This is a genomic window from Colwellia sp. 75C3 (genome assembly GCF_002836255.1).
Lineage (GTDB): Bacteria > Pseudomonadota > Gammaproteobacteria > Enterobacterales > Alteromonadaceae > Colwellia.
Genome location: NZ_PJAU01000060.1, coordinates 65,284 through 90,542, shown reverse-complemented (window position 1 = coordinate 90,542; position 25,259 = coordinate 65,284). Strand labels below are relative to the sequence as shown.

At 36.9% G+C, this 25,259-nt stretch carries 20 protein-coding genes; 8 read left to right on the top strand and 12 right to left on the bottom strand.

Annotation, left to right across the window (positions count from 1 at the left end; all coding sequences use genetic code 11):
* Positions 1-5: 5 nt before the first annotated feature.
* A complete protein-coding gene (locus CXF85_RS23350; protein ID WP_269801212.1) occupies positions 6-131 on the bottom strand; it encodes a hypothetical protein in 126 nt (41 codons plus the stop codon).
* A gap of 44 nt (positions 132-175) precedes the next feature.
* Here CXF85_RS23350 and CXF85_RS19750 point away from each other — a divergent pair, with 44 nt between their 5' ends.
* Positions 176-1,078 carry a radical SAM protein gene (locus CXF85_RS19750; protein WP_101230364.1) on the top strand — a complete coding sequence of 301 codons (903 nt, stop codon included), beginning with the start codon at positions 176-178 and terminating at the stop codon, positions 1,076-1,078.
* Between the two features lie 188 nt (positions 1,079-1,266).
* On the opposite strand, the gene CXF85_RS19745 is transcribed toward CXF85_RS19750, so the two are convergent.
* From CXF85_RS19745 to CXF85_RS19735, 3 genes are all read right to left on the bottom strand, one after another.
* Complete coding sequence (locus CXF85_RS19745) at positions 1,267-3,003, bottom strand: putative bifunctional diguanylate cyclase/phosphodiesterase (protein ID WP_332870692.1); 1,737 nt, start codon at positions 3,001-3,003, stop codon at positions 1,267-1,269.
* A 465-nt stretch (positions 3,004-3,468) separates the two neighbouring features.
* Positions 3,469-4,557, bottom strand: coding sequence for an HD-GYP domain-containing protein (locus tag CXF85_RS19740; RefSeq protein WP_198555717.1), 1,089 nt, complete (start codon positions 4,555-4,557; stop codon positions 3,469-3,471).
* Positions 4,558-5,114: 557 nt separating this feature from the next.
* Positions 5,115-6,023 carry a hydrogen peroxide-inducible genes activator gene (locus CXF85_RS19735; RefSeq protein WP_101230362.1) on the bottom strand — a complete coding sequence of 303 codons (909 nt, stop codon included), beginning with the start codon at positions 6,021-6,023 and terminating at the stop codon, positions 5,115-5,117.
* 177 nt (positions 6,024-6,200) lie between these two features.
* Here CXF85_RS19735 and katG point away from each other — a divergent pair, with 177 nt between their 5' ends.
* Positions 6,201-8,423, top strand: a complete 2,223-nt coding sequence (gene katG / locus CXF85_RS19730; RefSeq protein ID WP_101230606.1) for a catalase/peroxidase HPI — start codon at positions 6,201-6,203, stop codon at positions 8,421-8,423.
* 210 nt (positions 8,424-8,633) lie between these two features.
* Here the strand turns inward: katG and glsA are convergent, their stop codons facing one another.
* The gene (glsA, locus tag CXF85_RS19725; protein ID WP_101230361.1) at positions 8,634-9,566 is read right to left on the bottom strand and encodes a glutaminase A; all 933 of its coding nucleotides are present in this window, start codon (positions 9,564-9,566) and stop codon (positions 8,634-8,636) included.
* 329 nt (positions 9,567-9,895) lie between these two features.
* On the opposite strand from glsA, the gene CXF85_RS19720 reads away from it, so the two are divergent.
* Both CXF85_RS19720 and CXF85_RS19715 read left to right on the top strand, forming a co-directional pair.
* A complete protein-coding gene (locus tag CXF85_RS19720; RefSeq protein ID WP_101230360.1) occupies positions 9,896-10,348 on the top strand; it encodes a hypothetical protein in 453 nt (150 codons plus the stop codon).
* Between the two features lie 217 nt (positions 10,349-10,565).
* Entirely contained in the window at positions 10,566-13,736 is a 3,171-nt protein-coding gene (locus CXF85_RS19715; protein ID WP_101230359.1) for a bifunctional diguanylate cyclase/phosphodiesterase, read from the top strand.
* A gap of 20 nt (positions 13,737-13,756) precedes the next feature.
* On the opposite strand, the gene CXF85_RS19710 is transcribed toward CXF85_RS19715, so the two are convergent.
* From CXF85_RS19710 to CXF85_RS19700, 4 genes are all read right to left on the bottom strand, one after another.
* Positions 13,757-15,808 (bottom strand): tetratricopeptide repeat-containing sensor histidine kinase, encoded by a 2,052-nt coding sequence (locus CXF85_RS19710; protein ID WP_101230358.1) that lies wholly within the window; start codon positions 15,806-15,808, stop codon positions 13,757-13,759.
* A 179-nt stretch (positions 15,809-15,987) separates the two neighbouring features.
* On the bottom strand, positions 15,988-16,734 hold the full coding sequence (locus tag CXF85_RS19705) for a GGDEF domain-containing protein (RefSeq protein WP_157829143.1): 747 nt from the start codon (positions 16,732-16,734) through the stop codon (positions 15,988-15,990).
* 227 nt (positions 16,735-16,961) lie between these two features.
* Complete coding sequence (locus tag CXF85_RS22995; RefSeq protein WP_198555723.1) at positions 16,962-17,147, bottom strand: hypothetical protein; 186 nt, start codon at positions 17,145-17,147, stop codon at positions 16,962-16,964.
* 106 nt (positions 17,148-17,253) lie between these two features.
* A complete protein-coding gene (locus CXF85_RS19700; protein ID WP_157829142.1) occupies positions 17,254-18,105 on the bottom strand; it encodes a MipA/OmpV family protein in 852 nt (283 codons plus the stop codon).
* Between the two features lie 197 nt (positions 18,106-18,302).
* Here CXF85_RS19700 and CXF85_RS19695 point away from each other — a divergent pair, with 197 nt between their 5' ends.
* Both CXF85_RS19695 and CXF85_RS19690 read left to right on the top strand, forming a co-directional pair.
* A complete protein-coding gene (locus CXF85_RS19695) occupies positions 18,303-19,043 on the top strand; it encodes a substrate-binding periplasmic protein (protein WP_101230355.1) in 741 nt (246 codons plus the stop codon).
* 159 nt (positions 19,044-19,202) lie between these two features.
* Positions 19,203-19,874, top strand: a complete 672-nt coding sequence (locus CXF85_RS19690) for a peptidylprolyl isomerase (protein WP_101230354.1) — start codon at positions 19,203-19,205, stop codon at positions 19,872-19,874.
* A gap of 88 nt (positions 19,875-19,962) precedes the next feature.
* Here the strand turns inward: CXF85_RS19690 and CXF85_RS19685 are convergent, their stop codons facing one another.
* Positions 19,963-20,811, bottom strand: a complete 849-nt coding sequence (locus CXF85_RS19685) for a LytR/AlgR family response regulator transcription factor (RefSeq protein ID WP_101230353.1) — start codon at positions 20,809-20,811, stop codon at positions 19,963-19,965.
* A 155-nt stretch (positions 20,812-20,966) separates the two neighbouring features.
* Between CXF85_RS19685 and CXF85_RS19680 the strand changes: the two genes are divergently transcribed.
* Positions 20,967-22,232 (top strand): acyltransferase family protein, encoded by a 1,266-nt coding sequence (locus CXF85_RS19680; protein WP_101230352.1) that lies wholly within the window; start codon positions 20,967-20,969, stop codon positions 22,230-22,232.
* 282 nt (positions 22,233-22,514) lie between these two features.
* Here the strand turns inward: CXF85_RS19680 and CXF85_RS19675 are convergent, their stop codons facing one another.
* Both CXF85_RS19675 and CXF85_RS19670 read right to left on the bottom strand, forming a co-directional pair.
* The gene (locus CXF85_RS19675) at positions 22,515-23,300 is read right to left on the bottom strand and encodes an oxidoreductase (RefSeq protein WP_101230351.1); all 786 of its coding nucleotides are present in this window, start codon (positions 23,298-23,300) and stop codon (positions 22,515-22,517) included.
* 100 nt (positions 23,301-23,400) lie between these two features.
* Positions 23,401-24,732: an aldehyde dehydrogenase family protein gene (locus tag CXF85_RS19670; RefSeq protein ID WP_101230350.1), complete on the bottom strand. Its 1,332-nt coding sequence runs from the start codon at positions 24,730-24,732 to the stop codon at positions 23,401-23,403.
* Between the two features lie 159 nt (positions 24,733-24,891).
* Between CXF85_RS19670 and CXF85_RS19665 the strand changes: the two genes are divergently transcribed.
* Positions 24,892-25,248, top strand: coding sequence for a winged helix-turn-helix transcriptional regulator (locus CXF85_RS19665; protein WP_101230349.1), 357 nt, complete (start codon positions 24,892-24,894; stop codon positions 25,246-25,248).
* Positions 25,249-25,259: the final 11 nt, after the last annotated feature.

The following is a 25,259-nucleotide window of genomic DNA, read 5'->3' as shown; positions in this document are numbered from 1 at the left end:
ATAAATTACAGTAACGATGAAGTGATATTGCTCAAGTACTTCTTCGATGGGTTTAAAATGACTTTATACCGCGTTAAAGAATCAAACCATAGAATGACTATGCTTAAATCATTTTCCTTGCCTAAAGTCATTTTAATTCCCACTGAAATCCTACACTTTGAAAGGTAACGAGTATATGTATCCTTTAAGCTATATCGAACCCGTATTTCGTCCACCGAGTGAATGGAAAAGCTTAATATTACAAGTCACTAATGGCTGTTCATGGAACAAGTGCACCTTCTGCGACATGTACACCAGCGAAGATAAAAAGTTCAAGCCAAAGAAAATTGACTTGATAGAAGAAGAGATTATCAAAATAGCCAAATCAGGCATTACCACAAGACGAGTATTTCTTGCTGACGGTGATGCCATGATGTTGCCGTTTAAGCGCTTAAAAGAAATTCTTGAACTGATAAAATTGCACTTACCTCAAGTAGGTAGAGTATCTAGCTATTGCCTACCACGTAACCTGGGCAACAAAACAGTAGAACAGTTAGCTGAGTTGAAGTCATTGGGCCTCAAGTTAATGTATATTGGCTGTGAAAGTGGCGATGATGAAGTGCTCGCGCTCATTGAAAAAGGCGAGACTTACCAAAGCTCATTAATCGCGCTGAATAAAATTAAAGCATCTGGAATGAAAAGTTCTGTGATGATTCTAAATGGCTTAGGTGGCCCTGAATTATCACGTCAACATGCCATCAATTCCGCTAAATTGATGAATGAAGCTCAACCTAACTTTTTATCGACCCTAGTGGTTTCTTTCCCGTTAGGTGAAATTCGCTTTGCAGAAAAATTTAGCCAAGGAAAATTAAAGCCTTTTCGCCAATTAACACAACAAGAGTTATTTAGTGAAATGGAGATATTGTTATCTGAACTTAATTTAGAACGCACTATTTTCCGCTCGGATCATGCCTCAAACTACCTAGTACTCAAAGGTGTGTTAGGTGATGATAAAGAAGCACTATTGGCTCAAGTAAGACAAGCATTACAACAACCAAGTGATGCTAATTTAAGACAGGAATGGCAAAGAGGTCTTTAAGGCTTTTCTTATATTTTGTAAATAATTAATTATGCCACCAGTGATAATTATTAATAGGCTCTGGTTGTTATGGGTGTTCCTACCTTTCATCTAGTGACATTCATACAAGTTATTATGCATAATAAAATAACGTTCAAATAAAAATGCAGTTATGGTTGCTAACCTTACTGTATTTATTCCTTTATTATTTAAAAAAGACTAACACCCCTACTTTCTTCAGGCTCCCATACACCGGTCCCTGTTTGAGCTAGTATACTTAAATTTTGGCAAAATATTTTTTTTCCTACATAATTCGATGGTTGTGGCCGACTAATTAAGTACCCCTGAATGTAAGCTACACCTAAAGATTTAAGTAAGTCTAACTGATCTATTTGTTCAATTCCTTCAGCAACAACTTTTAGTTCTAGTTGTTCAGCCATACTAACAATAGAGCACAATATTTTTTTATATTTTATGTCTTTCATTGCTTTAGAGATAAATAACTGATCGATCTTAAGTATGTCGATTGGTAAGTCTGCTAAAAGGGATAGCGAGCTAAATCCGGTGCCAAAATCATCAATTGCGATCATGATACCTTCAGCTCTTAGTTTTTCTAACTCCACAACAATATCTTTAGACGCTTCTATAAAACAGGACTCTGTGATTTCAATCATTAGTGAACTTGCCGGTAAACCTGTTTTACTTAGGCTGCTCATAACCCATGAGTATAAAGATCGATGCTTTAATTGGACACCAGAGACATTGACGGAGATTCTAGATTTTTTCATACCCGCGTTATACCAAGAAGCCATTTGACGACATGCTTCATCCAATACCCAGTCGCCTAATTCGAGTATAAGATTGGAATCTTCAGCAATAGGTATAAACTCAGACGGCGTTATATAACCTTCTGAGGAATGATGCCATCGCGCCAATGCTTCAAAGTAACTAATGGTATAACCATCAACGTGAATTATTGGCTGATAATTTAACGAGAAATTATTTGAATCAATCGCTAATCGAATTTCTTCTAATAAATAATGATATCGTCGCATTTTACTGCCCATTTCTGGCGTGTATATACGATAAACACCTCTACCTTGGGCCTTTGCACGATACATTGCTACATCAGCCATTTGCAATAAAGCGTTAGGTGTAGCAGCACTATCAGGGTAAATAGCAATACCAATACTTGCACTTATTTTAATGTTTTTATTACCTAATATGAAATCTCGTTCGAGTTCTTGAAGAACATTACTGGCAATTCGAATAGCTTCTTCTGATGATGTAAGCTCTTGGACGAAAATGGAAAATTCATCGCCACCTAAACGTGCAAGATTATATTCCAGATCTAATGATGTCTCTTTAAATTCCAATCCCTGACTTCGTATGACAGAACGAAGCCTTTCTGATACCTGAATAAGCACTTCGTCGCCAAAAGAATGACCAAAAGAGTCGTTTACTCGCTTAAATCCATCCAAGTCGACAAACAAAAGTCCACTCTTACGTCCTGTTTTTGTTGATATTTCAATCTCCCGGCTAATATGATCCATATAGGCATGGCGATCTAATAACTTTGTTAGTTTGTCACAAATATCTTCTTCTTCTCTATGTGCTTTGTGGTTTGCCGTTTGTTTTTTTAAATGATCTAGCGCCGTTTCTAAATAGATAAGTTCACCTTCATTGTTCATTTCTTGATGGTTATCATCAAAAGACTTCAATAAAGCATCTACTTTTTGGCAAGCGGGTTTCAACTTACTGCTATATTTCTTAATATTGATCAATGTGGTGCACGTTATTGATGTCAATAGAACAACAAATAAGGCTGCAATAGGCGCGACTAGGTCAACTAAAGTATTAATAAATAGTGTTCGTAATGGAATTATAACGGTGTGTTCTGATCTATGACTATTCGCAACAACGAGCGTTTCTTTATGCAAATACACATCATGAAAAAATAATATTGTGCTTATTACTTTTAAATATATTGGAGGCTCAGTTAAGGCTGATAGGCTCACATCAACTGTAATTTTATTCGCTTTGAAAAGTGATGATTCATTTTTCAAAAGAGAAGCTACAAACAACATATAACTCACAAGAATAAAAATAATACTATTAAGAAAAAATATCTTTCGTATTTTAATTGAATGATTGCTCATAATAACCTTAATAGTAGAGATAAATTAACAGAGAAAATAATTTGCTTAAGTCGTTCTCGCTTTGGCATAGTCTGATTTTGGCAATAATAAATATTCGATGTGTTAACTAAATATTTCAATCTAAATGTTATTTTATTTACTCTCATTTAATTCAACCTTTGGATGTTGGCATGTATTTTTGGGGAGTATTTTTATCAATTATGTATTCAGAAGTTAGCTAACATTATTCTGAATACATAATTAATAATAATGTTAGCTAACTTCTGTAAAGCATGAGTTAATTCCCGCAATTTTGTCGATATCTTCTGCTTGAACTAAAATAGCTTTTAGACTTTTTGTTGTTGCTGTTTCGTATGGGATAACACAAAAGCCAGCTTTATCATTAAAGGAAATAATTTGGACTAAATGACCATTATTAAGATAGACGGTAGAACCTATAGGATATAAACCTAGCATTTCGACGAATTTTAGTGTCAATCGAGCATCCAACTTTGTGTTTATATTACGCACTAAAGTGTTGACTGCTTCGATCGGTGAAATAGCTTTTCTATAAATACGATCTCGCGTTAACGCTTCATACATACAGGTGATATTAAGCATTCGTGCGTAGACACTGATATCACGGCCGCTTAAACCGTCGGGATAGCCAGAGCCATCAACATTTTCGTGATGAGACTTTATAATTTTGATAGTAAGATTAGAGAATATCTTTTCATGTGCAAGGATTTCAATCCCTACATTGGTATGATTTGTAATGAATTTCCTCTCATCTTTATTGAGAAAAGCTGATTTGAAAAGTTCTTCTGGTGCAGAGATCATGCCTATATCATGTAATATAGCCGCGGTACCAATTTCGAGCAATACAGTTTTTTTAACGCCAATATGTTTAGCGAAAGCTAGGTAGAAAATAAAGACATTCATTGATTTTTCAGACAAAGAATCATCTTTTTCTTTAAGCTTTACTAGATAGAGGTACGTTGTCGTATCATTAAAGACATCACGACTTAGTGTATTTATTGAAGATATTAATAACTTTGTATCTACCTTAACGCCTTGCTTGAGTTGGCTAAAAAATTTAATAAGGAGTTTTTTAGTTTGCTTTACTTTTATCCCTGCAGATTGTATCGATTCAGTTGGGGTTGGTTGTATTGGTGAAAGTAATTTCGTTTTACATTTATCATTGTCGATAAACACAAATAGACACTCTGCTCTGAGACGCTTCAGCTGTGTTTCATTATTGATCAGAAATGAATGACGAAAAAATGAGGTGGACAGCCAATCACGGTCTAATTTTGAAACGTGCATTCCTATGGCTAAATTGTATACGCTAGTCTTAATCATGATAATTCCATTAATTGAGACTTGCCCAGCATTAAAGCTAGAATATTCCTTTGGGCAAGCCATATCACTAACTACGATAGGTTTAAATATCGTAGTTACTATAAAATAAGGCTACCATCCCATTGGTATATTTATTATTTCTTTGCATTTTTGTAATAAAATTACGTTAGTTACAGTCTAGTAACAAATGCATTTGCGGATAGTACTACACTAAATATGAAAGGGCAATTTAAGGAAATGGAAATTATACTCTCAGAGCTCAATTTAGAACCCACGATTTTTCGCTCTGATCATGCCTCAAACTAACGAGTGCTCAAAGGCGTGTTAGGTATTGATAAAGCAATACTTTTTAGTTGCCATGAAACCGTTGAGTTTGATAAATGTTAGCATTCACTTGCTGGCTATTGCCATGTAAAATCTGATTGTTAGCTATATCAAAATGCTCAATATAGGTATAGGTTAATGTTGTAACGTCCGTATAGTGTTCCGAGTAACGGTGTTACTTAGCTTGCCCGTCTCGCTCAAAAAAAATCGAATCAACCATCAACTATACGGGTTTAAGCTAAAGTACATTTATTAGCTAATTGCTGAGTAAATATATCTTTCAGTAAAGTCAACTCATTGCTTCTAACATAATTAGGTCTAATGACTAAAGCGATAGTCCTATGTGGCCCTGGTTCATTTAAGTGAATAGCCCTAAGCTCTGATTCGTTAGAGGTTAATTGATCTAATGCCATTTGTGGCACTATCGTGGTGCCTAGCTTACCGGCGACCATTTGAATTAAGGTATGTAAACTTGCTGAATCAAAATCAGAATCCTGCTTTTTATTCTGCAGGCTACATGCAGCTAAAGCATGCTCTTTTAAACAATGTCCTTCTTTTAACAACATTAATTTATCAATTTCTAATTCTTCACTGGTAATTTCCTGTACCTTTTTTGGGCACTCATCTTTATGACATACCCAATAAAAATCTTCTTGCCAAAAATCAAAACTCATTAACCCCTCTATAGGATAGGGTAATGCAAGTATCGCCGCATCAATCTCTCCACTGCGTACCTTTTCGACCAACGCATGCGATTGCTCTTCAATTATTTTCAACTTAAAACTAGGATATTGCTTTCTTACTTCAGGCAATACTTTAGGTAAAAGGTAAGGGCCAACTGTCGGGATAACACCTAGCGTCATCGGATTAGTAAAGGCTTGTTTATTGCTTTGCGCTATCTGTAAAAGCTCATCTAACTCCAATTTCACCCGTTTAGCTTTATCAAGTATTAATTGACCGTTATGAGTAACAAATACCTGTTTATTATTACGCTCAAAGACAGTTGTCCCTAGCTGTTTTTCAAACTCGGTGATTGCCGTACTTAATGCAGATTGAGAGACATTGCATGCCTCTGCCGCTCTTTTAAAGTGTAACGTTTTTTCAATAGCTAAGGCATAGTGCAGTTGTTTTAATGAGATCATAATTTAATGATAGATTTTATTGAACATATTCTTAATATTAATAAAAAATATCGAATTAGTCATTACCAAAAAATAGAACGTTATCTTCACATTAATCAATTATTCAACTGCCGCTCTTTTTTCTATGCTTTACATGAGTTTTTTATAACTAAATTATTATCAAGTAAGGAATATACAATGTTGAAGAGAACACTCCCGATTGCAGCGGCAATATCAGTTGCTCTATCCTCAGTGGTAATGCCTGCAAAAGCGTTCACTGCTACTGAAGCAAAAACAAATCAGTTCTGGTGGCCAGAAAAATTAAGTTTGAGCCCACTTCGTCAACATGGTGCAGAATCTAACCCATATGGCGAAAAATTTAATTATGCCAAAGAGTTTGCTAGCCTTGATTTAGCCATGCTTAAAAAAGATATCCAAACCACCCTGACTGATTCAAAAACTTGGTGGCCAGCTGACTGGGGACATTATGGTCCTTTGATGATACGCATGGCTTGGCATAGCGCTGGAGTTTATCGTGTTCATGACGGACGTGGCGGCGCATCTGGCGGTCAGCAACGTTTCGCCCCGCTTAATAGTTGGCCAGACAATGTAAATTTAGATAAAGCACGCCGATTACTGTGGCCTGTTAAGCAAAAGTACGGTCGTAAAATTTCTTGGGCTGATTTAATGGTACTTTCAGGTAATGTAGCACTGGAATCTATGGGCTTTAAAACGTTTGGTTTTGCTGGTGGTAGAACTGACGATTGGGAACCCGATCTAGTTTACTGGGGACCCGAAGAAAAAATGCTTACTGACAAACGAAGAAGTAAAAAAGATGGATTGAAAGGACCCCTTGCCGCAGTAGAAATGGGCTTAATTTATGTTAACCCTGAAGGGCCACATGGAAAACCTGAACCACTATTAGCCGCTGCCGATCTTCGTTTATCGTTTGGCCGTATGGCGATGAATGACGAAGAAATAGTCGCATTAAGTGCTGGTGGTCATACCTTTGGTAAAGCACATGGTGCGAAAAAGCCTCAAAACTGTATTGGCGCTGAGCCGGCTAGTGCCCCTGTTGAGCAACAAGGTTTAGGCTGGAAAAACAAATGTGGTACCGGCGTTGGTGCAGATGCATCAGGTAGTGGTTTAGAAGGCGCTTGGACAGTTACTCCAACACAGTGGTCAACAAATTATCTAGATAATTTAATGAACTTTAATTGGGTAAAAACCAAAAGTCCAACGGGTGCGACACAATGGATACCTGACGATAAAGCGGCGGCCCATTTAGTGCCTGATGCACATATTCCCAATAAACGTCATGCTCCTATTATGTTTACTACGGATTTAGCATTAAAAGAAGACCCTCAATTCCGTAAAATTGTTGAACGATTTAGAGCAAATCCAAGTGAATTTGAAACAGCTTTTGCTAAAGCTTGGTTTAAGTTAACTCACCGTGATATGGGACCTCGTGCAAGATACCTAGGCGCAGATGTTCCTAGTGAAGTGCTGACATGGCAAGATCCTATTCCGGCAATTAGCTATAAACTGATCACCAACAAAGATATCAGTAAACTCAAAAAGCAAATAACTGATTCTGACTTAACCACGGCTGAATTAGTCAAAACAGCTTGGGCAGCAGCCTCGAGTCATCGAGTGACGGATATGCGCGGTGGTGCAAATGGCGCTCGTATTAACCTAGCTCCACAAAACAGTTGGGCGGTAAATAATCCCAAAGCGCTAAATAAAGTGTTAACTAAACTTGAAGCTATTCAGGTGAAATTTAATAAAAAGTACTCTAACGGTAAAGTATCGTTAGCTGACTTAATCGTTTTAGGTGGTGCAACCGCAATCGAAAGTGCGGCAAAAAAAGCAGGTATTAACGTTGAAGTACCTTTTGCTGCTGGTCGTGCTGATGCAACACAAGCACAAACCAGTGTTAAGTCATTCAATTATTTAAAGCCGAATGCTGATGGATTCCGTAACTACTTCAGTGAAGACAGTTATATGTCTCCAGCAGAAATGTTGGTCGATAAAGCGAACTCTCTTGGTTTAAATGTCCCTGAAATGACGGTTCTTGTTGGTGGTATGCGAGCTCTTGATGCCAACTATGATGGCTCATCTTATGGTGTTTTTACTAACCAGCCCGGTGTGTTAACAAATGACTTTTTTGTCAATTTATTAGATATGTCGACTGTATGGACTAAAGATGAGTCTAACGCCGGAGTCTATCTAGGTCATGATCGCGCTTCAGGTAAGGAAAAGTGGCAAGCAACACCTGTTGATTTGATTTTTGGCTCTAGCTCTGAATTAAGAGCCATTGCAGAAGTTTATGCCTCTGATGATGCCGATAAAAAGTTCGTTAATGACTTTATCAACGCATGGGTTAAAGTTATGCAATTAGACCGCTTTGACTTGAAATAACTTAGCGCTAGTTTAGCTCAAGTAACTAATGCCCTACACTAGGGTATTAGTTACTTTATTCGCTGCAGTATTCATTTGACTCAGTTTGCCCAGCTATTTATCTTTGCTCATAACATTCGTCGTACACCACCAATGCACTGTTCTTTTTAAAATGCAAAAGCATTAATTATCAATAACCTACTAAAAGTTAGATGCTATTTCCTTCACAAACTAATGATAGATAGATAAACCTAATTCTTCTGCGACACTTGCCACAAGATTCATACCAACCACTGAATTACCAAAACTATTTAACGGCGGGCTCCAAGTACAAATAACCCCATAACCTGGCACAACAGCAATAACACCACCACCGACACCACTTTTGGCGGGTAAACCGACAGAAAAGGCAAATTCTCCTGATTGATCATACATACCACTGGTCGATAATATCGCATTCACTCTGTGTGCATCTCGTGCGGTGCAGATGGTCTTTTGCGTTATCGGGTCGACGCCTTTGTTCGCTAAGAATAGTAAACTTTTCGCTAATTGTTGGCAGCTCATTGCGATTGAACATTGAGTAAAATAGTGACTTAATACTTCTGGAATTTCAGCTTCAATATTACCAAAACTTTTCATCAAATAAGCTAATGCTGCATTACCATTGCCATGGGTAAGTTCTGATTGATAAACGTCATTGTCGACGCGGATATTATCATTACCAGCGAGCTTTCTAACAAAAGTTATAAAGGCCAGTTTACTTGCTGAAAAGTGACTTGTTAATACATCTGATACTAATATCGCGCCAGCATTTATAACCGGATTTCGTGGGATACCCTTCTCCCATTCTAGCTGAATGATAGAGTTGAAAGGTTGACCTGATGGCTCCATTCTTACTCGCTGCCATAGCGAATCTCCGATTCGATTCATCGCCATAACCAAGCCAAAAACTTTGGAAATACTCTGGATGGAAAAAGAGCGTTGATATTCACCTGCACCAACAACTTTACCATCAATGGTTGCCACGGATATGCCGACTAAATCAGGCTTCACATTGGCCAGCGCAGGAATATAATCCGCCACTTTGCCTTGAGTATAATTATCCTGCTGAATAAGTAGTAATGCTTGCAGTTTATCTTGTAGATCAACAATATCTTTTTTCATCTAATCATTTACTATTTTACGGTTTAAGATCTGCCTATTATGCACAATATAAATGACAGGTATAGTTAGACTTATCAAAATGAGTCCTTTGAAGTGAAAAGATTTCACCACAAGGTTAATTTATTAATCACTTAACCAAAATTAAAGCCCCTTTTCTCACGACACATCAATCAATCTAAGAAAATAAGGTCAATTAAGGTAAATAAAATTAAAACGAATCGATTACTGATATAAATCAAAAGATGTAACGCTATGCTGTGTTCTACTTCATAACACTATTTTGGTAACTTATTTTGTCTTTCAATTGAGACAACCCCATGTGAATTATGATGAATAAAACGACAAAGATTATATTACTAGTATTAGCTACCTTCTTTTTATTGCTCGGTATAATGAGTTCTCAGCACTCAAAACCCTATGCTGAATTAACCGATATTAAAACCATTCAAGGCACTATATCTCAACTGCATTGTCCGCCAAAAGGTGCTGCATCATTAAGCCTTACTGACTCTGATTTAACGTACAATTTATCAATAAAATTTAGAACAGATTATTGTGATGAAAAAAAATCACCTGTGCTGTTAGGTAAAGAAGTCACCATGCAATCGGTGCAAGTCAATGGCGATTTTTATCAAGTTTATCAACTTGAAAATACAGGTCGGCTAATGTTAAGTCCTAGTGATGTCGAAGCAGATCAATCAAGCGCTACATTAGGTTTGTTTTTCTTAGCGTTTTTATTAACTGCCTTAGTCGCTTATAAAAGCCGCCCCATTAATAAGTGATCACCTTCCGTTAAATGATTAATCAGTTAAGCTGGTTAACAAACGCCAAAGTCGCGTTGCAGTCTACTGGCATCGCGATTTACTTTTCACATGTTAACTTCTCCCTACCTCCAGCAAGAAATATCGTGCGTGATACTCGGTATATTATTTTCTGAACCTGTTTATTTTACTCCACTTTTTTTCTGATCTGCTAAGATTAATTAACAGGTAATAAACAGTGGTTCTTATTGAAATGCCAACATATTTCCCCAAAGATTTCCTAGCAATAATTACGCTTGCGCTTGTCTATATTATTTCTGCCAAGATAGGTTTACTACTTGCTTTTGAACAAGAGAGTATCAGCGCGGTATGGCCACCTTCTGGTATTGCCCTAGCAGCAATACTTTTTGGCGGTTTGCGCTTGTGGCCAGGCGTTTTCATCGGCGCTTTTTTGGTTAATTTGTATCTTGCTCTCTCCTTTTCAGTGAGTTTAAGCATCGCGGTAGGCAGTACCCTTGAAGCGCTTATCGCTGGTTATTTTATTTTACGATTTGCCAGTGCCAACCCTTTCACCACAACCGCCCAAACCGTTATATTTATACTCGCATTTTTTGGTTCAACGCTAATGAGTGCTTCTATTGGTATAGGCAGCCTATTAGTCGCTGACCTAATTAACCAGCAACAATTTTTATTGTTATGGAAGACTTGGTGGGTGGGAGATTTTGTCGGGGGATTGATCGTCACGCCATTTATATTAACCTGGTTTCGTTTACCTAAAGAGGATTTCACTAAAAATCAATCATTTGAAGCTATTATTGTTTTAATAGTTACCCTATGTATTGTTAGTATCGTATTTGGACCATGGCAGGTATTATCCCTGTCGAAAGAGGTGATGATTTTTTTGTTATTACCCATTATCGCTTGGTCTTCTCTACGTTTTCATCATCATGGTGTGACTTTGATTGTACTGCTTATTTCAACTGCCGCTATCGTTGGCACAACAAATGGTTTTGGCCCGTTTATTCTAGCAAATGAAAATGAGTCACTTTTTCTTCTTCAGGCCTATATGGGAGCGGCCATGTTTACCGCTTTATTGTTAATGGCTTCTCAGGAAGAGAGGCTACAGGCTCATCGAAGCGTGCGTGTAAGTCAAAGAAATTTAGAAGAAACCGTCACAGCTCGCACCCAAGAATTAAACATAACGAATGTGCTACTTGCTAATGAAATGCATCAGCAAAACCATATCACCGATTCTTTAAAAGAACTTTTACATAATATTGATAACTCCTCAGACCAAGACTTTTATATTAACTGCGCTAGAACGTTAACACAGACCTACAAAACACAATTTTCCTTTATTGGTCTATTTTCCGATAAAACCAATACAAAAATAAAAACCATCGCGGTATGGGTAAAAGGAAGAGAGATTGAGAATTTCACTTACGATCTTAAGGGCTCTCCCTGTGCCAATGTCTTAGAACACTCGATGGAGTTCATTTGCGATAATGCCGCAAACCTTTATCCTGAAGATGAATTACTTATCTCAATGGGAATAGAAAGTTACTTCGGTTCACCCTTAAAAACAGTTACCGGCAAAGTTATTGGTATATTAGCGGTGATGGATACCAAGCCATTAACTATCGATACCTCCTTAAAGTCAGTCTTGGGTTTATTTTCAAATAAAGTTGCCCAAGAGCTACAAAGAAGAGTCATTACCAAAGAACTAGAGTTGGCTGAAAGTGTTTTTAATGAAAGCCTAGAAGCGATTATTATATGTGATGTAGAGACAAATATTATTCGGATAAACCCTGAATTTACCGAAATAACAGGTTATAACTCAACTGAAGCGATTGGCAATACCATCAAGTTCTTAAGATCAGGAGAACAATCGGAAGATTTTTATACGCGTTTATGGGACTGTGTTAAAGATAAAGGTTATTGGAAGGGCGAAATCACCAATAAGGCTAAAAATGGTGAGCTATTAATTTGTTGGCAAATCATTAAAGCCGTTAAAGATGATGCTGGTAATATTGAACAATACATTAGTATTTTTAGTGATATCACCGATAAAAAAAGAGCCGAAGAGCAAATATATAACCTGGCACATCTCGATCTTATTACCCAATTACCTAATAGGCTGTCTTTTCAAAAGAAGTTAAATGATTCCATTGTTATTGCTGATAATGCCATGCAGAAGCTAGCCGTGATGTTTATCGATCTAGACCACTTTAAACTGATTAATGATACGTCAGGTCACCCTGCAGGCGATGAGTTATTAAAACAGGTAGCATTAAGGCTTCAAAATATTATCGGTACTAACAATGTAATATCTCGATTTGGCGGAGATGAATTTACCGTATTACTTCCCTATATAAAATCGGCTGGAGAAGTGGCGGAAGTCGCTAATAATATTCTTAATTCTTTACTATTACCTTTTTCAATATTGGGTAATGAATTTACTATCGGTGCCAGTATTGGCATTGGAATTTACCCTGACGATGGTAAGGACGCTTCAACCTTACTTAGCTGTGCGGATAATGCCATGTACAGTGCCAAAGAAGGTGGTAGAGCGAGTTGTCATTTTTATACTCAACAGATGAAAATTGATACGAATGAAAGAGTGATGATGGAAAGAGAACTTAGAGATGCCCTAAAAAACGAGGAGTTTCTATTGCATTATCAACCTCAAATTGATATTCGAAGTAATAAAGTTATTGGTACTGAAGCATTGGTAAGATGGCAACATCCTATTAAAGGTTTAATCCCTCCAGACAAATTCATTCCCGTTGCTGAAGCTACAGGATTAATTGTTCCTATTGGTCAATGGGTTATCGAAGAAGCATGTCGACAACTTCATCGCTGGCGAATGGATGGATTTGAAGATTTAACCATGGCTATTAACCTCTCAGCGAGACAATTCTTTCAAAAAGAATTACTCGAAATCATCGAAAATTCCATGGAAGTGTCCGATATTCCCACGTCAAAATTAGAATTTGAAATTACCGAAAGTATGATGATGTTGAATATTAAAGACACCATTGACACACTTAATAAAATCAAAGGCATCGGCGTACAATTATCTATAGATGATTTTGGTACGGGATATTCGTCGTTATCTTATTTAAAAAAATTTCCACTGAATAAGATAAAAATTGATAAATCATTTATCGATGGAATAACTGATAACACTGACGATTTGGCTATTGTTAAAGCAATTATTGGCATCGCACACTCCCTTAACTTAACCGTCATTGCTGAGGGTGTAGAAACAATGGAGCAATATAAAATACTTACGAAATATCACTGTAATGAAATTCAAGGCTATTACTTTAGTAAGCCTTTAGCTAGCTTAGCAGCAGGTGATTTTCTAATAGAAAATAAAAGTGTACTCGTTAATTTAGCTCATTAATTTAGACCCTGTGACAAAATCTAAACAGCCTTAACTATGAGAGGTAAGGTAATGCTAAACATGATGCCCTGCCCCTTTTTGGTTTTACATTGAATATTACCCTGCATAAGCTGAACCACTAGGTTATATACAATACTAAGCCCAATGCCCAAGTTTTTATTTCCCATATTAGTGGTATAAAAAGGTTCAAAAACATCGTTCACCATAGTTGCATCAATTCCCTTGCCGTTGTCTTGATAAATAATTTCGATATGACCATTTATTTTAACAATTTCAATATCTATTTCAGGGGCTAAGGTATCCTCGAAAGCATGGTCAATAGAGTTAGTAATTAATTGGTCAAAAACCTTATTCAAGGCTTCAGGAAATCCTAATATCAATACTTTGCTTCCTGATATATTTATTACTGGTTTACTTTTTTTAAGCGCCATCAAAATTAAATCAGCCTGCTTAGATATATGGTCGAATATTTCAAACTCTTGTTGTGACTCTGCCTCTAAGTTATCTGAAATCATTTTAAATTGACTTATTAACCCCGCGACTTTATTCATTGAATTTGAAGAAAGTTCACAGCCTTTATTTAAATCAGTAAGTAACGAGTCTATTGCTGACTTCTTAATGCCTCCTGCCGAAATTAATTTCTCAAAACATTCAACTTTTTCATGAATATGAGACACACCTGTGACAGCAATTCCTAAAGGGGTATTGACTTGATGAGCCATTCTAGAAACTAACGTTGTTAAGGCCGACATTTTTCCAGCCTTCACTAATTTTTCTTGAGTCTCCTTTAACTCAGTTAACGTTAAATACAAATTGGTATTTGATTTTGCGATAACTTTTTTACTTCGTTGTACTGTCCATAAAAAAATAGTCAAGATAATGACAAGACAAAAACCAAAAGTCATAATGATCTTGGCTTTTTGTCGATCACTATTTACTTGTAAATCTTTAATTTTTGCATTATTTTCTAGTTCTAATATATTGAGATCTTTAGAAATGGCTTTAGAAGTATTGAGGTAATTCGCTAGTTTAGTGCTTGTTTTACGCGAAACGACTTGCTCTGATGCTTGCTCATAAAGTAAGGATGCTTGATAAGCATTTTGATAATCATTCTTCATTGCGTATATATTTCTTTGAAGGCGGTAAGCTTCAGATAAATTTGTATTATTGTTTTGTCTTTTAGATCCCTCTATTACCGCACCGATTTTATCTTCGGCTAATAGAATTTGGTTACTTTCAATGTAAGTTTTCGCTAAAGCCAATTGACTGACCAATACCCCTTTAACAAAACCCGCTCGCTCTCTTATTTCAATTGCCTTATTGAAAGCAACCTCGGCTTGCTGATATTGTTTTTGTCCATAATAGAGTAGACCTAAATTTTGATAAGAATAGGAAGAGTGAAATGTCAGATTATGTTCAAGCCTTATCTCCAATGATCTATCTAACAACTCAAAGGATTTTGTATATTTTTTTAAGCCTAAGTAAGCCTCACCTAAATTGTTGTAGTTTGTCGCTAAAATAATAAAATCATTTTGCGTCAATGCAAATGCTAAAGAGGATTCTAAATAGGAAGTCGCTTGTTTAAAAAAACCTAACTTAATGAAGATATACCCTATATTTCCTTCACTGGTTGCTTGGAAACTTCTAAATTCGTCAATACTTTTAACGACGTCATAGGCATCTAAATGAGAGCCAAGAGAATCTTCAATGCTATCCATATGCCAAAAAACAATCGCTTTAGTGTTGTAGTAATGCCATAAAAAAACCTTATTGCTCTCACCGTCAGCTATTTCCTTAATTCTTTCAATGTTATCAAGCGCTAGCTTATGATGGTTTAAATAAGTATTGGCTACCACTTCATGTTTAATCAACATCACTTTTTGCGCAGTCGTTAATTGTGCATTATTTTTTCTGATTTTCTCGATTGAAATAAGTGCCTCTTCAGGATTTGAGACAACTAAAGCTTCTATTACGGCTAACTTATCTACAGACGCAACCGTATTGTTAGCCCAAATAAATGAAGTAAATAAGAAAAGTGAGATGATTAACAATGACTGATTAATCCGCAGCATTAAACAATAAACCACTAAAGACAGGAATAGAATTTAATTATAGTTGTTAATTGGCCGAAAGATGGCCTAATCGTGAGTTTGACACCAAATGGTAAATTATTAGTATAATGGGCAGCAGAGCAGACTACGTTAAAAATGTAGTCACTGATAGAAGGAATGGATGCTCTACCTTTAAATCACTACACCAATGCTTTCATTTCTTTTGACGTATACAAATATGCGCCATTTCGACCATGCTCTTTGGTGTAATACAAAGCGCCATCAGCTGACTTGATACAAGTATCCCATTTGCTCAGCAGCAATGTTCTATCGGGAATATGACAAATCCCCATCGACACTGTGATACTCAATGGGCCTGCGCTTGTTATAAAAACGTGGCTGCGAATTAGTTCAGTTAATCGTAATAGGGCATGTTGTAATTGCGTTTCAGTTTCATGACTAATAAGCGCAAGAAACTCTTCTCCACCCCATCGCACAACGATATCTTGTTCTCGCATAGACTGAGTTAATCGTTTAGCTATTTCAACAAGGACCTCATCACCAACATCATGGCCATAACTATCATTTACCTTTTTAAAGTAATCAATATCAATAATCACCAAGCTACACTTACCTGACTTTTTAGCTTCTTCAAAACGCTGCTCTTCTAGGTACCTGCGATTATATAAATTGGTCAGGTGGTCATTATAAGATTTATCATAAAGCTTTTGATTAGAGGTATTTAAAAAACTATTTGAACGTCTCAATTTAGTCACGTGTAACACTAAATAGAGGGTAATAATAATACCTAGAATAGTGGCAATAATAGCGAAAAGTAATGACGTATTCTTCTTAACAATTAACTCTTGCTGAAGCGTATTTTCAGTAGTGAGAAAGTGGATTTCTTGTTCTTTTACCTGGCTTTTAAATTGATGTTCAAGTACCAAGATATCTTCATTTTTTCCGTGGCATTTCTTTTCATTTCAAAAGTATGATACTTTTCAAAGCAGTAAAGAGACTGCTGATAATTCCCCAGATGTTGATACGACTGATACAAATTTTGGTATATATTAACTTTACACCTTTCCTTTATGTAGTTTTCCTTTGAAGTTTGCTTAGCAGGCTAAGTTGTTAGATCACCGCTAACTTTAATCAATTAACGGTAATCTAATTATTATGCTATTTCAGCGTAATGGCTTAGGGTCTGTTGATCTTTCGAGATTACTTTTACAGCAGTTTGTTTGAGATGTAGGCAAGGCAGAGCACATGAAGTGTAGCTAGCTACATGAATGTGCGATAACGCTGTATACATTTCAAACAAACGCTGCCCTTTGGGTTCATTTAAAACGGCTTTACTCATTGTTGCTCGTTTTTTAGATAGAATAACTATGTTACAAAACTCGCGCCGCGATTAAAACCGTTTTAAATTGAATAAATTTTAACCCTGAAAGGTCAACAGACCCAAGTTAAAATTGATAGATAAATGTTAACTCTGCTTCTATTTCAGAATCAGCGCCAACTTTAATTAATGGGCTATCGCTTATATCAGAAGTGTACACTTCATAATGAACGCCAAACGCTACTGACATATTTTCTCTAATAAGGTAAGTACCATTAGCACTTAACCCGTAAGACTTTAAACCACCATCAATAGCATATTCACTATACCCGGAGTCAATTGATTGTTGCTTTGATACGCCAAACTCTGATGTTAAGTGTTGACTATTACCAAAACTTATATCAGCGCCCACTTCAAAAACAAAATTCGCTTGTTCAATGATTCGGTAATGTGCAGATAAAAAGCCTACATAACCTTTATCGGTATCTCCGCCAGCATAACCTTGACCAACTAATGAAATAGTTAATTTATCCACTGGTTGCCATGAAATGCCTCCACCAATCTCTATTTGATCATCTATTTCACCCATTCCATCTAATATTCCTTCTTCAGATGACTCTTCATCACGGCCGTCTTCTAAGTTGATCCAACCCGTATAAAACAAGGTTTCACTGCCCTGATAAATAAAGCGGTTATTAAAAATGTTAGTTTGAAATTCCCAATTATCTTTGCTAAAAGCAATTTCTACATACGGAGTTAGCTCCATTTCAGTTTCATCAGAGCCGTGGTAAAGCGCTTCATATTCCAAACCAATACCTGCAGCATATCTCCAGCCTTCTTTGTTATTAAATGCCGCAGAAGGTCCAACAAGCTCTTGGGGTAAAGAGCCAATATCATTTGTCGCTGATACTACTTTTTCATCAGCAAAGCTTGATACTGATACGGTTGCTAACACTAGGGGTATAAATAGTTTTTTCATAAGATTCTTATTGCTCAATAAAGTTGAACACATCTTACCGATTCAATTGTCAATGATATGTCAATGCCTGTTTTATAGTCAGTGACAATGGATTCAATACATGTCCTAACTAATTTCGTTGTGTTTCAATCCGTTTAAAACTATCATTTATTTAGTTGAACCTTTGCTTTCCACCTTTACAAATTTATTGGAGTTTTATGAAATTTGTTTTATGGTTAGGGATCTTGATAAATGGACTTAGCTTTTCCTGTTTAGCCGAAAAATATCACATAGGTATGGAAGTTTTCCCGCCATTTGTTAACGCACAAGGAAATGGCTTAACCATAGATATGTTACACGACATTGAAGATATTTCTGATCTTGAATTTGAAATTGAGTTAATGACGTATGCACGTGCAAAATATCAATTAAAAAACCATCAGATTGACATTATTGGTCATACACCTAAAAACTTAGAAACCCCTGAATTTTATAAATATGCGCAAGAGCTTGATTGGCTCATAGATACAACCTCAGACATTTTTGCATTTGATCGCCAATATTTTGATTTAAGTAACCTTAACAAAGATCGAATAGGTACAACGTTAGGTAATGCTGATTTCTTTGCAAAAAAAATGAATATTACACGAGACAAGTTTATTGAAACGGCGACTATGGGTCAGTTAATCGATATGTTCGTGAAAGGTAGAATTGATGTTTTAGTGTTTGAGCGTATTTCAGTTATGTCCTTGTTACAAGAACAGAAAGTAACAGGTGTTTATTATCAATCTATAGGTAAAGTACCCGCAAGCCTTGGCGTAGCTAGAAATTCATCCGGAAATAAGTTAAAACATAAACTTGATGTTCTCATAAAACAACTGCCACTTGATGAGATTTTCTCTGGCTATTTCAAATACACTAAATTACCAAGTACAGGTGAAGTGCCCATCGTTATGTAGTGTTTATTATCAGACTTAGTGGGTCGTTACGTTTACTAGGTTTCATCCGCAATTAATCTTTAAGACTATTACCCATCACTCGATATCTGCTAACATCAGACACCCTCTGAGAAGTTAAAATACTTTCAGTAAACTTAAATAAAACATAAGAAATTTGATATGAATAATAAGAAAAAAATCATTGCGAGCTTATTTGTAATACTAGCACTTTCTGCTTGTAGTGGTGGAGATGAGGCAATTAAAAAGGCAAATGAATTTATTACTCAACAAGCCGTAGATAAAACAGATACCGCTTGGAAAACCAAGTTAAGCCAGCCACCATTACTTACCTTTACTCCAGGTAAAGATTATTTTTGGGAGCTGCAAACAAGTCAGGGCAACCTCACGATAAAGCTGTTAACCGATTCTGCACCTATGCATGTTTCTAGCACCGTTTATTTAACTAAATTAGGTTTCTATGATGACTTGATTTTTCATCGTGTTATTCCCGGTTTTATGGCGCAAGGTGGTGATCCTACAGGAACGGGTGCTGGTAACCCGGGTTATAAATATGATGGCGAATTTATGGATAATTTTGATGGTGAATTAGGTCATAACGCAGCTGGCACGTTAAGTATGGCAAATGCTGGCCCCGGTACTGATGGTAGTCAATTTTTCTTAACCTTTAAACCGACGCCTTTTTTGGATGGTAAACATACTGTTTTTGGTCAAGTGGTTACTGATTTAGAAGATAGCTTAACTAAAATTGAAGCGTTAGGCAGTCGAAGTGGTCGAACGAAAGAAGCGATTAAAATTATTAAAGCGACAATTCGCATAGCTGACAGCAAATAAACAATTAAACTTAGCTTAGACTGCGTAATGCTCACATAAAAAAGGAGATACAGTTATGTATCTCCTTTTTTATTTTCTTTAAATTTAATTACATTAACTGTGATTTAAAAGCATCTTTATAACGTCTTGATAAATTTAATACCTTGCCATTATCGAGCTTAACTTCGCTATCGCCACTACTTAAAGGCGTGATTGATTCAATGTTATTTAAATTAATCGCATGGGAGCGATGAATACGACAAAAACCTTGTTCTTCTATTTGAGAAATTAATTGCGTCAGCGTTGAACGGGTTGGATATATTCGCTCTTTAATATGTAAATTTACATAATTCCCTGACGATTCAAGCCATTCAATTTCTTCTACTTTGACAATGAATTCTTTGCCTAGTTTTTTTACCAGTAAACGATCAAACCGTTGGGTAATACTCTCTTCTTCACCTACAGCAATGGGGTTAGCTTCACCTTGAAGGCGGCTAACAATAAAACCATAACCTTTGATGAATAGTAAAATAAAGATGAAACTCCATAAGTCTTTACGAAACTCATAAAAAAACTCAATCCAGATATCGCCAAAATTATAATCAAGCGCCTGCGACCAATAAACAAGCTTTCGTATCGCCACCATAATGACAACATGTGCCAGTGAAAAGAGGAGTGAACTAAACAAGTAAATAGCGACAAAGATTTTTATTTTAGCCCAATCAAAGGCATGGTTTTTTAATAACCATACACACGCAGGTATCAAAACCATGGTTGCCATTGCACTGCTAAATTCCCACACGAAAGGTTCCCATAATTGAAAACCTGGCTCACCCGAACGATTAGCTTCCATGATCACCGAGGTAGCCAAGATGACACTATTAATTAATAAATAGCAAAATATGGCGACGACTTCGTAGCGAAATTTATATTTTTGATAATGTTGTAATTTATTCATGTTTATAAAATAGCACAACAGCAATTAAAGCAAAACATTTCATCCCTCTCAGCCACCGCTTATCCCTATACATTGTTTATTAAGCCTTTTTGACTTTTTATAAATAACTACCCTGTCATCATTCACCTAAATCATTTATCTATAAAGGTGAACAAATGGCTGTTCAATCTATCAAGTTATTAGCAAAATATTTTATTCCTGCATCAAAAGACATGCCCGAACGCCGTTACGATCTCGACTGGTTACGTATTCTTGTTTTTGGCTTACTGATTTTTTATCACATTGGTATGTTATATGTGGAAAATTGGGGCTTTCATTTCAAAAGTGCTTATCAATCCCAAACCCTTGAGAATTTCATGCTCATTATTGAACCTTGGCGCATGGCATCGTTATGGATTATTTCGGGCATTGCTATTCGATTTATTCTCGTTAAAGTGTCCTTAATACGGTATGCCTTTGTGCGAAGTTTACGCTTGCTGTTGCCATTATTATTTGGTGTTTTGGTCATTGTTCCACCGCAACTTTATGTTGAAATGACAACGAGTAGCGCACTAGATTTGTCATATTGGCAATTTTACTTAGCATTATTTACCGATAACAGTGCACTATTTGAAAAGTATCAGGCCGGTATTTGGCCACATTTAGATGTAAATCATTTATGGTATTTACGTTCTTTATGGCAATATTCGTTAGCATTAATCATACTTTTACCTTTACTCAATTCATCTTATGTAACAACCGCAAGTGACTGGCTTTTTAAGCAACATATAAGCGTAATGGTTTTAGTACTCAGCTTACCTATCATTTTTATTCAATTAAATTGGCCATTAGAGACTAGCCGTTATCCGTTAGGTTTCACCTTTTTGATCTATGGTTATTTAATTGGCTGGCATGCAAGCTTCTGGCAACAATTAAAAGTGAATATAAAAGCCTTATGTCTCACTTTTATAATGTCACTGATACTGTTTATCACTTTCTATAATACCGTCTGGCTATCAATGGACGATTCTACTCCTGCTTGGCTAATTACAGTTGGTATGATTATTTACAGTTTCGTTCGTGTTTTAGGGGTATTAATGGTATTGGCACTCGCTTATAAATACTTAAATAAAAAATCATCTTTATTGGGGTATTTTAACGACGCGGTTTACCCTTTTTATATTGTGCATCAAACGATTATTATTGTACTTGCCTATAACTTAGCACCACTTTCTTTAGGGCCTGTTATCGAACCTATAAGCGTTATTGTACTCACCATTTTATTATGTTTTATTTGCTTTGAAGTTATTCGCCGTGTCGATATTTTAAAGCCATTATTTGGGGTGAAAATTAAGAAAGATTACAGTAATAGCTTGAGAAAAATTGGCTACGCTTTGGGTAGCTTACTCATTATCCCTATCGGTTTAGAGGTTATGATTTAGCGGTTATGTTTTAAAAGTGATGAACATGACTTGTCGTTCTGCTTAGTATCTACATGGCGCCCATAAACAAAGGGATCATAATGATGTTATACCAATTCCGATAAGTTTCTGATCTTGTTGTACGAAGTAAAAATATTTCAGGGCAAGGCGCTTGATTGAGCAATAGCTGGCTATTGGGATTGAAAGCAACGCCGTCATGGAGAATTTTAGCCAGTACAAGTGGTCAATAATTTAACGGAATTGGTATTATGTCCCTTTTATTCTATGAACCCCCTAAAATGTTTACAATTCAAACAGAACATCACTGCGGATTATATATTTAATGCCGTCAGTAATAGGCACTGAGCTGTGTATGCAATGTAAAGGATGCATACCATGAGGGAAACATAAAATACCGCCTGCAGGAGTTCGAATATCAACATTTTTGACGTTATCATTGCGCATTGCCGGTTGAGTAGCATCATCAGCATTAACTAAGAAGCGCGTTTCTCCCCCTTTAAAATCTTCACTTAAGAAGATTAAAAACGTCATTTGGCTATAACGATCAGGGTAAGCATTAGCAACCAACTCATTGTTGATAACACGACTACCTGGCCAAGAGCCATCAGAGTGAGGTTTGAAATAATCTTCAGCCTTATAACGATAGAAGCGAAAACGTGCATTGATACCCAAGGCTTTACTGCCGCCAAAAATAGCTTGTCGATCATCCATTAAATGGGCAATACGTTGCCAAATAATGCCATCGGTTTGTTCATCAACTATCCAGGTTAAGCTATCGTTATGACGAACACTACGTGGCAGCGAAACAGCGGCATCGGGTAAAAACTCCAACTGTTCACTAATACTAATTAACTTTTCGCACTCTTCTTTACTTAATACATTGAGTAACTGAAAGGCACCGGGTACTTGCGCTAATTCGTGTCGTTCAATACTGCTTACATCAAATTGTTCGCTCAAACTTGCTGGGTTTACTTTACGATTACCCCATGCAGGCAAAGCTGGATGCTCTGCGCCAGGCTCTAATGCAGCGACAAAAAAGTCAGTTGTTTTATCTATTTTTGTGTTCATATTTTTCTCTATTCTTTACTTATTAATGACTTATCAATGACGCATCAATTACTCGTGTAAGTTAGCCGCTCTACTGATTAGTAGAACTTAGGTAGATACCTTATTTACTGATAACTCTCACCTGAGAAAACTGGCGATGACCCGCAGCTGTTCCATGAAAACCGAAACCACTTTGCTTAGCGCCGACCCAAGGGCCAAGGCCACCAGCACCTTGGTTGATTGCCACCATGCCCGCTTCCATTTGCTCAGCAACAGCTTTTGCGCCAGCGCCACCAAATACCACAGCACCTAAACCGTATGGACTAGCATTAGCACGTTCAACCGCTTCAGATAGTTCCATAAAGCGACTAATAGCGACTACAGGACCAAAGGTTTCATCTTGCTCTAACAGCATATCGGGAGTGATACCGGTCACAACCGTAGGTTGTATATAAGGCAACGCATATTGATGCTTTCCTAATAAAAATGTCGCACCTTTCGTTTGAGCATCTTCAAGTTGAGACAACACCTTAGCATGCTGTTTTGGATTAACAATTGGACCAATATTGACATTTTTTTGATCCCAAGGACCCGCTTGATAACGACGAGCTAACGCAACCACTTTTTGCTCAAACTCATCCGCTACACGTTCATCAACATAAATACGCTCGGTAGAAGTACACATTTGACCGGTGTTTTCAAAAGAGCTCGCGACTGAAAACTGAACGGCTTCATCAATATCAGCACCTGCCATAACGATGAGCGGATCATTACCGCCTAACTCCATCACTAAACGTTTAAGTCCTGAGGCGGCACTTGCCATGATGTGTTTGCCAGCAGCGAGAGACCCCGTGAAAGCGACCATATTGATGTCGGCATTAACCAAGGACTTACCGGTATCTGCATCACCATGCGTTATTTGTAATACATTTTCAGGCAGCACCTGATTTAATGTTTTAACAAAAAGATCGGCAACCAAGGGCGTTTCTTCCGAGGGTTTTAACACTACACTGTTACCCGCAACTAATGCTGGTAATAACAAATTATTCGCCATCGCCAAGGGATAATTCCAAGGTGAGATAACCGCAACTACGCCTAATGGTCGATATTGCATCTCCCCATTGCGTCCCATCGATTCACTCTGTAGTGCTTGTGCTATTTCCTGAGTAAAGTAATCCGCATTCTGGACAGTGCCACCGACTTCGTAACTCGCTCTTCGATAATCTTTACCCATTTCTTTACTGATCAATAATGCTAGTTGATCTTCTACCGAAGTAAGGCGCTCGTACGCCTGCACTACTTTCTGTTGGCGTTGTGCAAGAGACAATGCCGCCCACGATTTTTGTGCTTTTTTTGCACTAAGAATTACAGCGGGCATATCTGCTGGTTCTGTAATAGGAACATCACCCAATGGTGTTCTGTTAATAGGATCATAAGAGGTAAGTAATGGCATAAAAGGTTTTCCTAAAATTGCGCTAACGTTCATATGAATGTTAACTGTTAACGTCAATGCATATTGATTGGTAACGACTATGTGCAGTATTATGCTAGAGTGGTTTATTAAAGCAACCAGTATACTTTTAGTAACCACTCTATTTAAAAGAAACATATAATGAAAATTGCAATAAAAACAGCGAATAATGTAAAAGAAATAAATTCAGAAAACTGTCAGCAACCTTGCCTTATTGAGCGCGGCATGCGTGTTTTAGGCGGAAAATGGAAAGCGTCTATTCTCTGGCATCTAAAAGATGGCCCTGTCCGTTTTAATGAATTATCTCGCATGTTAGGTGGCGCCAGTAAGAAAATGGTCGATCAGCGCCTTAAAGAATTGGAAGCGCAAGGTTTAGTCACCCGTGAAGTGATTTGCGATCGTCCTATTGCCGTCGCCTATGAAATCACCGACTTTGGCCGAACTGCCTTAGATATTTTAGAGAAACTCAAAGATTGGACTGAAGATAACGGTCTTTAAACACGCTTGTG